Genomic DNA, 13038 nt, shown 5'->3' on the forward strand with positions numbered 1-13038 from the left:
TCTCGAGATCCCTCGTCTCGCTTCGCTCGCCCGGGATGACCAACGAAAACGATAGGGTGTCATCCCGAAGCCGCGAAGCGGCTGAAGGATCTCGGGCGCGGGTCGCCGATCCGCTGTAGAGACCTGCAGGTGAGATCCCGTTGACCCGAGACCTTTGCCCTGCCTCAGGCGCCCGCGTCGGGGTCGGGCGTGCGGCCGGACGTGCGGCCGGCCAGAATATCCTTCACCGTCTCCGCCAGCAGTTTGAGACTGAACGGCTTGGGCAGGAAGTGAATGGCCGGTTGCTCCAGGATGTCGCCACGCGCCGCGTCCTCGGAATAGCCACTGGTGATGATGACGGGCAGGTCCGGGCGGCTCTCCCGCACCCGACGGGCCAGGGTCGCGCCGTCGATGCCGGGCATCACCATGTCGGTGATGAGCAGCACCAGCGAGGGCTGATCCTCCAGCACATCAAGGGCCGCTTCGCCCGTGCCGGCCTCGATGACCGAATACCCCTTGTTGCGCAGCGCGCGCGCCGCGAACAGGCGCACCGGCACCTCGTCCTCGACCAGAAGGATTGTCCCCGCCCCCGTGAGGTCCTCGACCGCCGGGGCCGGGCTGCTCTCGGCGGACTCGTCCTGAGGGGCCGGCGGCGCGCCGGTCTCGGCGCGCGCCTCCACCACCTCGGCGATCGGTTCGCTGGGCAGGCTGATCGAGAACGTGGTGCCCTCGCCCGGCGTCGAGGCCACGTCGATGAACCCGCCCGTCTGGCGCAGAATGCCGTAGACCGTGGACAGGCCGAGCCCCGTCCCCGCCCCCACCGCGCCGCCGCCCTTGGTGGTGAAGAACGGTTCGAAGATGCGGGACAGGTTTTCCTCGCTGATGCCCTTGCCGGTGTCCCGCACCTCGATCACCACGTAGGGGCCGGGCGGCATGGTCTCCGCGCCCCGGTCGATGGGTGCATCCAGGGTCGCAAGCCGGGTGGAGATGGTCAGCGCCCCTCCGTCCGGCATGGCGTCGCGGGCGTTGACCGCCAGGTTGATGATGACCTGATCGAACTGCCCCGGATCGACGCGCACCCGGTCCACGTCGCGCCCGTGAACCAGACGGAGTTGGATCGCCTCGCCCAGCAGGCGGCGCAGCAGGTGCGACAGCTCGGACAGCGCGGCCCCCACGTCGAGCGGGCGCGGTCGCAGGGGCTGACGTCGCGAGAACGCCAGGAGCTGGCGAACCAGATTGGCGGCCCGATTGGCGTTCTGGCGGATCTGCATGATGTCGGCGAAGGACGGATCGCCGGTCCCGTGCCGCTGCAGCAGCAGGTCCGAATAGCCGATCATGGCCGTCAGCAGGTTGTTGAAGTCGTGCGCCACGCCGCCGGCGAGTTGCCCCATCGCCTGCATCTTCTGCGCCTGGGCGAACTGGCGCTCCAGGCTGCGCTGTTCGGATGTATCGATGACATGGGCGATCACGCCCTCCACATCCGCTCCCTCCTTGCCGCCCATGGGTCCCAGGAACAGCGCCGCCGTCACCGGACCGGACGGCCCCTGCGGCGGCCGCCCCCGGGCGCCGCCGGTCCCACGCCCGGCCGCCGCGCCGCCGCCCGCATCCAGCGTGATGTCGAAGTGCATGCCGCCGACCTCCACGCCGGACAGAAGGCGGGCCATGGCATCGGCGACGGCGGGACGGTCGCCCTCTGAGACCAGCGCGATCAACGACTGATCCAGCAGATCGTCGCGGCGCTGGCGCAGCAACGACACCAGCGCCCGGTTGCAGTCCGTCAGACGGCCTTCCGGGTCGGTCAGGGCAATGCCGACCGGCGCGCCGTCGAACAGCCATCGGAACATGCGGTCCCAGCGCCAGGACCCGGGGGCGCCGTCCGCCTGCTCCCGGCCCACGGCGGTGGCGTCCACGGCCTCGCGCATCACCACGGCCTGGGTGAACAGCTCCCCCGCCTCGTCATAGGCGGCCTGACTGACCAGGGCGGAGAAGCGGTGGCCGTCGGCGGTCAGGAACCGCATCTCGCCGCGCCAGTCCCCGTCCTCCGGCGGCGGCAGGCTGCCGTCCACGACCTCGACCAGGGGCGTGCCGCGCAGCGCGGCCGGGTCGCGGTCCAGCCAGCGGGCCATGCGCTGGTTGACGAAGCGCAGGCTGCCGTTGGCATCGACGGAGTACAGACCCACCGGCAGGTAGAACAGCAGGTCGGCCAGGCTTTCCCGCTCTCGGGCCAGCACCTCGTCGATGGCGCGCTGGGCGGTGACGTCGCGGCCCACCCAGAGGCGGTGCGACCCGCCCTCGCCGCGCCGTCCCCGCGCCCCCGGTGCGGCCACACGGCGCACGGTAATGTCCCACCACTCCGGCTCCTCCAGAGCGAAGGGCCATTCGCGCGCGGCGACATCACCCGCGCCGACCGGAAAGCCCTCCGCCATCGGGCGGAGCGGCACCGTGACGTGTTCCGTGAACCCCGCAGCCGCCGCCCCGGCGAGGCGGTCCAGCCGGCTGTCGCCGTCCTCCGGCCCCGGAAGCCGGCGGGGATCATACAACCGCCGCCGCAGATCCCGGATCGGCTCCAGATCCGGCCACAGGCTGCGCGCGGTCTCGTTCGCAACGACGATCTCGCCGTTCTCGGTGCAGAGAAGACGCGCCTCGCGGTCGTCCTCCAGCACGTCGCGCAGCAGGTCTCCGGACGCCGCCATGCGGTGCAGCCGGATGACCAGCCGCATCAGCCCCGCCAGCGAAAACACCGTGAGCGGGACCCCGAGTCCGGCCAGGACGGGACCGGCCTGACGGACCAGATCGGGCCAGGTCTCCACCAGGGCGGGATGACTGGCGAGCACCGCACCCAGAAGCGCGACCACACCCAGCAGCAGGCCCCAGACGGCGGGGCTTCTAGCGAAATGCCTTCTTGAGCCGCATGACATACCCGATTACCTCGGCCACGGCTTGGTAGTGCTCGGGCGGGATCTCCTGATCCAGGTCCACGGCGGCATAGAGCGCGCGGGCCAGCGGGGGGTTTTCAACGAGCGGAACGTCATTGTCCTCGGCCAGGGCGCGGATGCGAAGCGCCAGGTGGTCCTGTCCCTTGGCGACCAGGCGCGGAGCCGCCATGCTCTGCATATCGTATTTCAGCGCGACCGCGAAGTGTGTGGGGTTGGTCACGACCACATCGGCGCTGGGCACGGCCTGCATCATGCGCTTGCGGGCGCGTTCCACACGCAGGCTGCGGATGCGGGCCCGGACGTGCGGGTCGCCCTCGGTCGATTTGTGCTCGTCCTTGACCTCCTGCTTGGTCATGCGCAGGTCTTCGCGATACTTGTAGCGCGTGAACACCAGATCGGCCATGGCAATCACGGTCATGAACAGCAGCGTGCCCACGAACAGCGCGATCAGTGCATCGTGCAGGTCGTGCAGCGTGATGAGGATATCCTGATCCACATAGAGGTTGGGCGATTCGGCGATGGGCCGCAGCACGAAATAGGCCAGGATCGCCACCAGGGTCAGCTTCAGGAGTCCCTTGACGATCTCCAGAAGCTGCTTGAGCGAGAAGATGCGCTTGAAGCCCTTGATGGGCGACAGCTTGTTGAGTTCCGGGTTCAATGGCTTGGCCGTGAACAGCAAGCCCACCTGGCCCACCTGTGAGACGAAGCCCAACACCATGAACATGACCACCGGCCCGATGACGTAGGGCAGCACGGTGAACACGGACTCGGCCATGCCGACGGCGATCCCCTCCGTCTCCAGCGGGAACTGGTGCGCGCGGGCCAGGAAGTTGGCCAGATGCCCGGCGATGCCCTCCGCCGCCCAGGGCAGCAGGGCAATCATGAAAACGGTCGCGCCCAGCAGCACCGCGAAGTTGGAAACTTCGCGCGAGTTCGCAACGTTGCCTTCCTTGCGGGCATTCTGGATGCGCCGGTCGGTCGGGTCTTCCGTTTTGGATGCCTTGTCTTCCTCGGCCACGGCGGCCTCCGGTCAGGGGCTCAGAACCCGATAAAGGTCCGGACGCCCTCGTCAAGGTATCTCAGATACACCAGCATGATGGCCGGCAGGGTGAGAAACACCATCGCCAACCCCAGCAGGATGTTGAGCGGCAGCCCGACGAAGAACACGTTCATCTGCGGCATCAACCGGCTGATGATCCCCATCGAGACGAAGAACACAAACGAGAACACCACCACGGGCGCGGCCAACTGCCAGCCGACCCGGAACGATCTGTCGAGCACGTCGGTCGCATAGCTGACGAAATCCCCGGGCGGCGGCAGCACGCCGGGCGGGAACAGGGAATAGCTATGCACCACGGCCTCGATGAACAGGTGGTGCAGGTCCACCGCGAAGATCAACACGATCGAGACCAGGATCATGAAGTTGACCATCATCGGGCTGCTCTGCGCGGTCACCGGGTCGAACGCCCGCGCGTGCATCAGGCCGCCGGCGAAGCCTATGGATGTGCCCCCCAGGTGCAGCGCGGCCTGGAACAGCAGCACGACGAAGGCCAGGTAGACGCCCACCAGAACCTCGGAGACCAGGAGGAACACCAGCACCGAGGCACTCTCCGGCGGCGGCGGCAGCGCCGGCGCGACCGTCGGCAGGATGACCAGGGCCAGCGGCAGGGAAAAGGCCAGCCGGGTGCGCGCGGTGATATAGGCGGCCCCGAACCCCGGCAGCAGCATCATCACGATGCCCAGCCGGGCGAACACCAGCAAGAAATTGAAGACCGAGGTCGTCAGCAGGGATTCGAGCACGTCCGGCCTCCTGTCCGCGCCGCCCCTCGGACGGTCATGGCAGGCTGACGGCCATGTCCATCAACCGCGTCATCATGTCCGTGAGTGTACGGATCATGAAGGGCAGCAGAACCAGCGTGGCCAGAAACACGACCAGGATCTTGGGTACGAAGACCAGTGTCATTTCCTGGATCTGGGTCAGGGTCTGGAACAGCGAGATCACCAGGCCGACCACCAGCCCGGACAGCAGGATGGGGGCCGCCATCAGGATCATGGTGTAGATGCCGTCGCGGGCGACGTCGAGGATCTGGGCCTCCTCCATGTCGGACGGTTCCCTTGTCGGTCGTGCGCGGTCTGGCGTGATCGGGGCCGGGCCCCGGGCCCGGATGCGGATTACAGCGGCATCCGCATGATGGTGTCGTAGGCGCTGATGACCTTGTCGCGGATGGCCACCACGGTCTGCAGCGTGATTTCCGCGCTGTTGGCGGCCATGACCACGTCGCGCGTGTCGGCCTCGCCGGTCACGGCCTTCAGGCTCATGCGCTCGCCCTCGCGGACGGAGCCGATCGAGTCCTTGACCACGTCATGGACCATGGACGCGAAACTGGACGAGCCGGCCGACGCCTCGGGCATCTGGCCGGGCTGGGGCGCGCTCTCCGACATCTGGCGGGAGGCGGCGCGATAGGCCTGGATGGCGCTGTTGAAACTGACGTCGGCCATGATTCAGGGTCCTTGCACGGGCACGGGCACGGGAGTCCGGCGCTGCCGGGTCTTACTTCAGCATCTCAAGGGTGCGCTTGGCCATCTCGCGGGCCACGGAAATGGTGCTCATGTTGGCTTCGTAGGAGCGCTGCGCCTCGCGCATGTCCATCATTTCCACCAGCGGGTCCACGTTGGGCATCATCACATATCCATCCGCGTCGGCGGCCGGGTGGCTGGGGTCCAGGCGCTTCGGGAACGGCGACATGTCCTCGGTCACGCCGCGCACGTGAACGCTGCGGAGCCCCATTTCGCGGTCCATGGCGTCCTCGAACGTGATGAGCTTGCGTCTGTACGGCGTCTCGCCCGGGCGCTGGCCCACGGAGTCCGCATTGGCCAGGTTCTGCGAGATGACCCGCAGGCGTTCGGCCTGGACCTTCATCCCCGCAACGGCAATGCGCGTGACCGATTTCAGGTCGTCCATGGTGGTCTCATCCTTCCTGACCGGGACGGCGGGGAATCCGTCAGCCGCCCTGGCGGCCCAGGGCCGTCTTCAGCATGCGCAGGTTGCGTTCAAACAGGTTCGTGGCCAGCATGAACTGGGATTTGGTCGAGCCGATCTTCCGCATCTGCTCTTCCAGGACCACGGTGTTGTCGTCCAGCGTCGTCTCGAAGGTCCGCCGGGACTCGCGCGCCGCGAACTGGCCCGGTTCCTCGCGGGTGCCCGGCTGATGGGCCGCGTGGGTCATGGTCGCGCGCACCGGCTCCGGACGGGCCGCCTCGGTGGCCATGCGCCGGAAGTCCAACTCCTTCAGGTCCTTGGGCCGATAGTCCGGCGTGTTGATGTGCGCGACGTTCTGCGCCAGCACCTTCTGGCGCTGGGCGCTCCAGTTCATCGTGGTCTGCGCCATCCGAAACAGCGCGAATTTGCTCAGATCCATCCTGCACATCCCGTTCAGTCGGGGTCGGCCCCCGACCCCTCTGCGACCTCTCCACTATCCGCCGGGCGCTTTAACATTCGGTAAAGTGGCGCGACGGCCCGGGGATCGCCGTGATGTGTCTGACTTAACGGAATATTCACGGCAGGGTGGCGATAAAAGGATGTCGCGCCCCGCTCGTTCCGGAGCCGCCTTTCTATGTCCGACCCCCGGTCTTCCGCCCGCGCCGCCGGCCCGGCCGCGCCATCGCGCAGAACCGACGCCATCGCCGTCGCCCTGGGCTACGACCCGGAAGGCGGGCGGGCGCCCACCGTTCTGGCCAGCGGCCGGGGCACCGTCGCCGAACAGATCCTGTCCATCGCCTTCGCGCAGGGCGTCAAGGTACGCGAGGACGCCGACCTCGCCCAAATCCTGGCCGCGGTGGAGGTGGACAGTGAAATCCCGCTGGAGGCCCTGGCAGCCGTCGCCGAAATCCTCAGTTATGTGTATCGGGCCAACGGGCGGCTGGCCGGCCGATCCGACCCGGCCCCGCCACCGCACGACCCACCCGTCCCGCAGGACCCGCCCGCCGATGGCGCCGCGCACGACGACCCGACGCACAGGAGCGGCCCGCCATGACCGAAGCCTCCCCTCCCCAGCCGCCCCCCGGCCCCCCTGGCCGGCAGACGCACGACGATATCCTTCACGCCCTGGACCAGGTGCTGAGCCTCGTGGCGACCGCCGAACGGCTGTCCCGGAACAACCAGATCGTGACCCTGCGCAACCTGGACACGCGGGTCATGGAAATCTGCCAGGCCGTCTCCGCCCTGCCGCCGAGCGAGGCGCACGCCTTCGCCCCCCAACTGACCGTGCTGGTCGCCAGCCTGGACCGCCTGGAAGGGGTGACGCGCGACGCCAGCCGGACCCTGGCCGCCGCCCGGGGCGACGGCCCCCCCAGGCTCCCGGCCGGCTCCCCTGATTCCGGCGCGCGGCTGTCCGACTCCACCCGCGCCAGCGCGGCCTATGCCCGCGCCCTGGCGGTCGCGCCGCCCGAAACGTTTGTGGAACCGGACCCCCAGGGCAACCGCCGCCGCGTGGAGCGCCGCAACGGAGAGCGGCGCCGTGGCGGGGACCGGCGCCGCTCGGATCGACGTGACACAGGCGAGGACGGTGATCCCGACACCGCCGCACCGCCCGGCGGCGCCTCGGCGCAGGACCCCGGCGGCGTTTGAGGAAAACGCGCCAGCTTTGCTTTTTTCCGCGCCCGGCCCTGGGCGCCCCACGGACCACCGTCAATGGAACTGGACACCTACACCCGTTTTGTTCTGGCCCTGCTGATCGTGCTGGGCCTCATCTTTCTGGTCGCGGCCCTGGTGCGGCGCTATGGCCCGATGAGCGGACCTGCGCGCGGCGGGCGGACCGGGCGTCGGCGCCTGCAGGTCGTGGAGGCCATCATGGTGGATCCGCGCCGCCGGCTGCTTCTGGTGCGCCGGGACGACCGGGAACACCTGCTGTTGATCGGCGGCACCACGGATCTGGTGGTGGAAGCGGGCATCGCCCTGCCCCTGCCCCAGACCACCACCCCGGACGCCGCGGACACCGGAGCATCGGAGCCTACCCCATCGTTCCGCACCCTGCTGGGCCGCACCGGCGGGGGCCGCCCATGAGCCCGCTCCCGGGAATGCGCCGCGTGCCGGCCGTGCTCGTCCTGCTCCTGATCCTGACCGCCACCGCGCTGCTGGTGCTGGTGCCCGCCGGGCCGGCGCTCGCCCAGTCGTTGTCCATCGACCTGGGCAGCGAGGACGGCACCCTGACCGGCCGCATCGTCCAGCTCGTGGCGCTCATCACCGTGCTGTCCGTGGCGCCGGGCATCCTGTTGATGACCACCTCGTTCACGCGCATCCTGGTGGTGTTCTCGATCCTGCGCCATGCCATGGGCACGCAGACCACGCCGCCCAACATGGTGCTGGTCGGCCTCGCCCTGTTCATGACCGTGTTCATCATGGCGCCCACGTTCCAGCAATCCTGGGACGAGGGCATCGCCCCCCTGGTCAACGAGCAGATCGACGAAATGGAGGCCTTCGACCGGGCCGTGGTGCCGTTCCGCGAATTCATGCTGCGCCATACCCGGCCCAAGGACCTGGAGTTGATGCTCAACCTGTCCCAGGCGCCGGCGGAGACCACGGCCGAGACCGCCTCTCTGGCCGCCATCGTGCCGGCCTTCATCATCAGCGAACTGCGCCGCGCCTTCGAGATCGGGTTCCTGATCTACGTCCCGTTCGTCATCATCGACATGGTGATCGCCTCGGTTCTCATGTCCATGGGCATGATGATGCTGCCGCCCATGATGATCGCCCTGCCCTTCAAGCTGGTGTTCTTCGTGCTGGTGGACGGCTGGTATCTGGTCGTCGGCAGTCTGGTGGAGAGCTTCGGCGAGGGACTCGGCCCGGCCACCCTGCCCGGCGGATAGCCCCGAGACCGCCGCGCGTGGCGGGCATGCCCTTGGGGCCGTTCCGTTTGCAGGACAACGTTGATTTCATCGCGGGAAATCCGGACACTTGGCGGCGGAGGGACCTATTTCGCGGGGATCGTCCGCCGTTCGCCCCGGCGGAAGCGAGACGGTCACCCAAACGCAGCAACCGGGGGGCTGGGCCATGGCGAACGACGAGATCGACTGGGTCATCATCAAGAGCTTGAACAAGGAAATCGGCGCGATCGGCTTCATCAACGGCGAAGCCGCTGTGGTCGCTTCGTTCTACGATTACCGGGACGGCAACATGGACGGCGAGGTCTCCATTCCGGAGCGCGTGGCCGCGTTCCTGTCGCCCCTGGACATCAAGAACAAGGCCGTCACCGAGGTCGCCATGGCGGCCCGCTACAACATGGAGGTGCTGCGGCGCGACGCCAGTTTCACGCACATGGCGAACAAGATGTACCTGAACTTCGCCCGGGGCCTGGTCGCCGACGGTGTCTATGCGGCCTATTTCAGCCGAGGAATCGGCTCCGCCGCCGGCGGGGTGGCGAAGGCCGTGACCAAAAACGTGGTCAAGCAGTTCGTCATCAAGAAGGGCATGGAGTCGGCCGTCAAGAAGGCCTACAAGGAGTACGTGCACTAGGGTTTATTCGGCCATGAAACGGAACGGTCCGTTTCATGGCCGCGGTTGCCCTATTCCGCCATCGCGGCGGCCGAGACGGCGCACGCCGCCTCGCGTTTCTCCGTCAGCGCCTGCCGGATGATGCCCACGGCCGAGGACAGGAACAGCGCCGCCAGCACCACGGCCACCACCAGATCGGGCCACGGGGTTGCGGTGACGCCCACGAGCACGCCCGCGCCGACCACGCCCAGGTTGCCGATGGCGTCGTTCCGGCTGCACAGCCAGACCGAGCGCACGTTGGAATCCCCATCGCGGTAGCGCATCAGCAGCAACGCCGCGATCAGGTTCGCGGTGAAGGCGAGCAGGCCGACCGAACTCATCACCACCTCGTCCGGTTGGGCGACGACGAAGGTCCGATACACGCTGGCCGACAGGATCACGGCGGCCATCACCCCCAGACTCACGCCCTTGAACAGCGCGGCGGTGGCGCGCACCCGCACCGACATCCCGATGACGGCCAGCGAGATCGCATAGGTCACGCTGTCGCCCAGGAAGTCCAGGGCGTCGGCCTTCAGCGCCATCGACTGGGCATACAGACCGCTGGTCATCTCCACCAGGAACATGGCGGCGTTGATGGCGATGACCACCAGCAGGATGCGCTTGTAGTCGGCGGACACGCCGTCGAATTTGGTGTCGTGGGAACAGCCGCAGCCAGACACGGCGCCCCTCCTGTGTTTGAGAGCCAATCGCACCTATATGGCACGGCGGCGTTGCGCACGAAAGGGGAAGGGTCGCATGCCTCAGGGCAACGGGCGCAGGTTTCCATGACGGCACGGTCCGCGCCGTCAGCGCAGGCCTCTCGAGATCCCTCGTCTCGCTTCGCTCACTCGGGATGACAAACGAAAACGATAGGGTGTCATCCTGAAGCCGCGAAGCGGCTGAAGGATCTCGAGCTTGGGTCTCCGATCCGCTGCAAAGACCCGCAGGAGCGATCGCGTTACCCTGCGCCCGTTGCCCTGTCGCGTGCCTCGTTTCAACCGTCCGGACGGAGCCTCCCGCCCATCCGAACCTTTCGCTAGTTCGGCGCCACCCCGCGCAGGCGCAGGTTGTCGGGATCGTAGGGGCTCTCCGGAATGACCGTCACCTTGTGCATGGTCCCCAGGATGTCCATCGACAGGTCGGTGCCGACCGCCGCCACCTCGGGCCGGACCATGGCCAGCGCCAGCGACTGCCCGACACGGAACCCGTAATTGCCCCCCGTGGCCCGGCCCACCACGGTCTTGCCGTCATAGATCGGGTTGTTGCCCAGCGCATCGGCATCCGTCGCCTCGTGCACTTGCAGCGTGACGAACTGGTTCCGGAAGCCCGCATCCCGCCAGCGCAGCAGCGCGTCCCGGCCGATGAAATCGCCCTTGTCGGGATGGATGAAGCGATCCAGCCCCGATTCATAGGCCGCGTATTCGATCGACAGCTCCGTGCCCACCATGCGGTAGGACTTCTCCAGACGCAGGCTGTCCATGGCGCGAATGCCGTAGGGCTTGAGGCCCAGATCGGCCCCGGCCTCCATCAACGTATCGAAGATGTGGGTCTGGTACTCGATGGGGTGGTGCAGTTCCCATCCCAGTTCGCCGACGAAGTTGACCCGCAGCGCCTTCACCGGCGCCATGCCGATCACGACCTCCTGGCCCGACAGCCACGGGAAGGCCGCGTTGGAGAAGTCGGCGTCCGAAACGCGCTCCAGCAGGGTGCGGGACTTCGGCCCGGTCAGCACCAGCACGCCCATGGCCCCGGTCAGGTTCTGAAGCTGCACCGAGCCGTCATCGGGCATGTGCCTGGTCAGCCAGTCGTGATCGAGCCGTTGCAGCGCACCGGCCGAGACCAGATAGAACTGGGTTTCGCCCTCGCGCTGGATGGTGAACTCGGAATGCACCCCGCCGCGCGGTGTGAGGGCGTGGCACAGGCCGACGCGGCCGATCTTTTTCGGCAGCCTGTTGGCGACGAGGTGGGTCAGGAACGCCTCGGCCCCCCGGCCCGTCAGGCGCGCCTTGGCGAAGGCCGTCATGTCCAGAAGGCCAACGTTTTCAGCCACATTGCGGGCTTCGGTGCCGACCGCCTCGAACCACTGCGAGCGGCGGAAGGACCAGTCGTCCTCGCGCGGCACGCCCGGCGGCGCGAACCAGTTCGGCCGCTCCCAGCCGAACTTCTGGCCGAACACCGCGCCCAGGTCGCGCATGCGCTCGTAGCACGGCGCGGTCCGCAGCGGCCGGGCGGCCGGGCGTTCCTCGTCCGGATAGTGGATGGTGAAGACGTTGGCGTAGGCTTCCTCGTTCTTGCGGCGCAGATAGCCCTTGGTGGCGTAGTCGCCGAAGCGGCGCGGGTCCACGCCCAGCATGTCGATGGTCGGTTCGCCCTCGACGATCCATTCGGCAAGCTGCCAGCCGGCCCCGCCGGCGGCCGTGATCCCGAACGAGTGACCCTCGTTCAGCCAAAAGTTCTTCAGGCCCCAGGCCGGGCCGATGATCGGGTTGCCGTCCGGGGTGTAGGCAATGGCCCCGTTGTAGACCTCCTTGACGCCCACCTCGCCGAAAGCCGGCACGCGGAAGATCGCCCCCTCGATGTGCGGTTCCAGGCGCTCCAGGTCGCCCTGGAACAGCTCCCACTCGGTGTCGGGGTGCGGGTCGTCCGCATAGCAGCAAGGCGCGCCCTTCTCGTAGGGACCGAGCAGCAGGCCGCCGTTCTCCTCCCGCATGTACCAGGCGTTATCGGAATCGCGCAGCACACCCATTTCCGGCAGGCCCTGCTTGCGGCGGGCGACGATCTCGGGATGGGGTTCCGTCACGATGAACTGGTGCTCGACCGGGATCACCGGGATATCGAGCCCGACCATGCGGCCGGTCGCGCGCGCGAAGTTGCCGGTGCACGAGACGATGTGCTCGCAGGTGATGTCGCCCTTGTCGGTCTTCACCCGCCACTCGCCGCTTCGGGTCGGCTCGATGCCCAGCACGGTGGTGTTGCGGTTGATCTCCGCCCCGCGCGCCCGGGCGCCCTTGGCCAGCGCCTGGGTGAGGTCCGCCGGCTGGATGTAGCCATCGGCCGGATGCCGGATCGCCCCCACCACGCCGTCAATGTTGCACAGCGGCCAGATTTCCTGGACCTGCTCCGGCGTCATGAACTCGACCTCGACCCCGATCGTCTGGGCGACGCCGGCGTACTGGTGGTACTCGTCCATGCGGTCGCGGGTCTGGGCGAGGCGGATGTTGGAGACGTTGCGGAAGCCGACGTCCTGGCCGGTCTCTTCCTGAAGGCGCTGGTAGAAGTCCACCGAGTACTTGTGCACCTGGCCGACCGAATAGCTCATGTTGAACAGGGGCAGCAGCCCGGCCGCATGCCAGGTGGAGCCCGAGGTCAGCTCCTTGCGCTCGATCAGGACGACGTCCGACCAGCCCTTGGCAGCCAGGTGGTACAGGGTGGACACGCCGACGACACCGCCGCCGATCACCACCACGCGCGCGTGTGATCTCATGATTGCCTCCCTGTTCGCCACCCTGAAGCTTGATCGCGTCATCCTGAGCCGCTGAAAGCGGCGAAGGATCTCGGGCGGTTGGATGACGCCGAACCGGCAGCACGTCTTGC

General features: G+C 67.9%; 14 protein-coding genes. 5 read left to right on the top strand and 9 right to left on the bottom strand.

The features are described from left to right. Nucleotides 1–164: 164 nt before the first annotated feature. The 7 genes from GHC57_RS01660 to GHC57_RS01690 all read right to left on the bottom strand — a co-directional run bounded on the left by GHC57_RS01660 (nucleotide 165) and on the right by GHC57_RS01690 (nucleotide 6334). Complete coding sequence (locus GHC57_RS01660) at nucleotides 165–2897, bottom strand: hybrid sensor histidine kinase/response regulator (protein ID WP_246152062.1); 2733 nt, start codon at nucleotides 2895–2897, stop codon at nucleotides 165–167. Next, nucleotides 2866–3933: a flagellar biosynthesis protein FlhB gene (gene flhB, locus GHC57_RS01665; protein WP_170294618.1), complete on the bottom strand. Its 1068-nt coding sequence runs from the start codon at nucleotides 3931–3933 to the stop codon at nucleotides 2866–2868. The genes GHC57_RS01660 and flhB overlap by 32 nt, the downstream gene beginning before the upstream one ends. A gap of 20 nt (nucleotides 3934–3953) precedes the next feature. Then, entirely contained in the window at nucleotides 3954–4715 is a 762-nt protein-coding gene (gene fliR / locus GHC57_RS01670) for a flagellar biosynthetic protein FliR (protein ID WP_153340488.1), read from the bottom strand. A gap of 34 nt (nucleotides 4716–4749) precedes the next feature. Beyond that, entirely contained in the window at nucleotides 4750–5016 is a 267-nt protein-coding gene (gene fliQ / locus GHC57_RS01675; protein WP_153340490.1) for a flagellar biosynthesis protein FliQ, read from the bottom strand. 71 nt (nucleotides 5017–5087) lie between these two features. Further along, nucleotides 5088–5414 carry a flagellar hook-basal body complex protein FliE gene (fliE, locus tag GHC57_RS01680; protein WP_153340492.1) on the bottom strand — a complete coding sequence of 109 codons (327 nt, stop codon included), beginning with the start codon at nucleotides 5412–5414 and terminating at the stop codon, nucleotides 5088–5090. A gap of 52 nt (nucleotides 5415–5466) precedes the next feature. Then, on the bottom strand, nucleotides 5467–5877 hold the full coding sequence (flgC, locus tag GHC57_RS01685; protein ID WP_153340494.1) for a flagellar basal body rod protein FlgC: 411 nt from the start codon (nucleotides 5875–5877) through the stop codon (nucleotides 5467–5469). A 40-nt stretch (nucleotides 5878–5917) separates the two neighbouring features. After that, nucleotides 5918–6334, bottom strand: coding sequence for a flagellar basal body rod protein FlgB (locus GHC57_RS01690; protein WP_153340496.1), 417 nt, complete (start codon nucleotides 6332–6334; stop codon nucleotides 5918–5920). Between the two features lie 195 nt (nucleotides 6335–6529). On the opposite strand from GHC57_RS01690, the gene GHC57_RS01695 reads away from it, so the two are divergent. The 5 genes from GHC57_RS01695 to GHC57_RS01715 all read left to right on the top strand — a co-directional run bounded on the left by GHC57_RS01695 (nucleotide 6530) and on the right by GHC57_RS01715 (nucleotide 9426). Next, nucleotides 6530–6949: an EscU/YscU/HrcU family type III secretion system export apparatus switch protein gene (locus tag GHC57_RS01695; RefSeq protein ID WP_153340498.1), complete on the top strand. Its 420-nt coding sequence runs from the start codon at nucleotides 6530–6532 to the stop codon at nucleotides 6947–6949. Then, a complete protein-coding gene (locus GHC57_RS01700) occupies nucleotides 6946–7542 on the top strand; it encodes a hypothetical protein (protein WP_153340500.1) in 597 nt (198 codons plus the stop codon). Before GHC57_RS01695 ends, GHC57_RS01700 begins: the two co-directional genes overlap by 4 nt. Nucleotides 7543–7605: 63 nt before the next feature. Then, nucleotides 7606–7977 carry a flagellar biosynthetic protein FliO gene (locus GHC57_RS01705; RefSeq protein ID WP_153340502.1) on the top strand — a complete coding sequence of 124 codons (372 nt, stop codon included), beginning with the start codon at nucleotides 7606–7608 and terminating at the stop codon, nucleotides 7975–7977. Next, entirely contained in the window at nucleotides 7974–8780 is an 807-nt protein-coding gene (fliP, locus tag GHC57_RS01710) for a flagellar type III secretion system pore protein FliP (protein WP_425500632.1), read from the top strand. The genes GHC57_RS01705 and fliP overlap by 4 nt, the downstream gene beginning before the upstream one ends. Before the next feature lie 184 nt (nucleotides 8781–8964). After that, nucleotides 8965–9426, top strand: a complete 462-nt coding sequence (locus tag GHC57_RS01715) for a hypothetical protein (RefSeq protein ID WP_153340504.1) — start codon at nucleotides 8965–8967, stop codon at nucleotides 9424–9426. 50 nt (nucleotides 9427–9476) lie between these two features. Here GHC57_RS01715 and GHC57_RS01720 read toward each other — a convergent pair whose 3' ends face one another. Together GHC57_RS01720 and GHC57_RS01725 are read right to left on the bottom strand one after the other, a co-directional pair. Beyond that, the gene (locus tag GHC57_RS01720; RefSeq protein ID WP_170294619.1) at nucleotides 9477–10124 is read right to left on the bottom strand and encodes a cation efflux transmembrane domain-containing protein; all 648 of its coding nucleotides are present in this window, start codon (nucleotides 10122–10124) and stop codon (nucleotides 9477–9479) included. A gap of 356 nt (nucleotides 10125–10480) precedes the next feature. Next, nucleotides 10481–12928, bottom strand: coding sequence for a GcvT family protein (locus GHC57_RS01725; protein ID WP_153340508.1), 2448 nt, complete (start codon nucleotides 12926–12928; stop codon nucleotides 10481–10483). Between the last annotated feature and the right edge of the window lie 110 nt (nucleotides 12929–13038).

The organism is Roseospira navarrensis (assembly GCF_009601025.1).
Taxonomy (GTDB): Bacteria; Pseudomonadota; Alphaproteobacteria; order Rhodospirillales; family Rhodospirillaceae; genus Rhodospira; species Rhodospira navarrensis.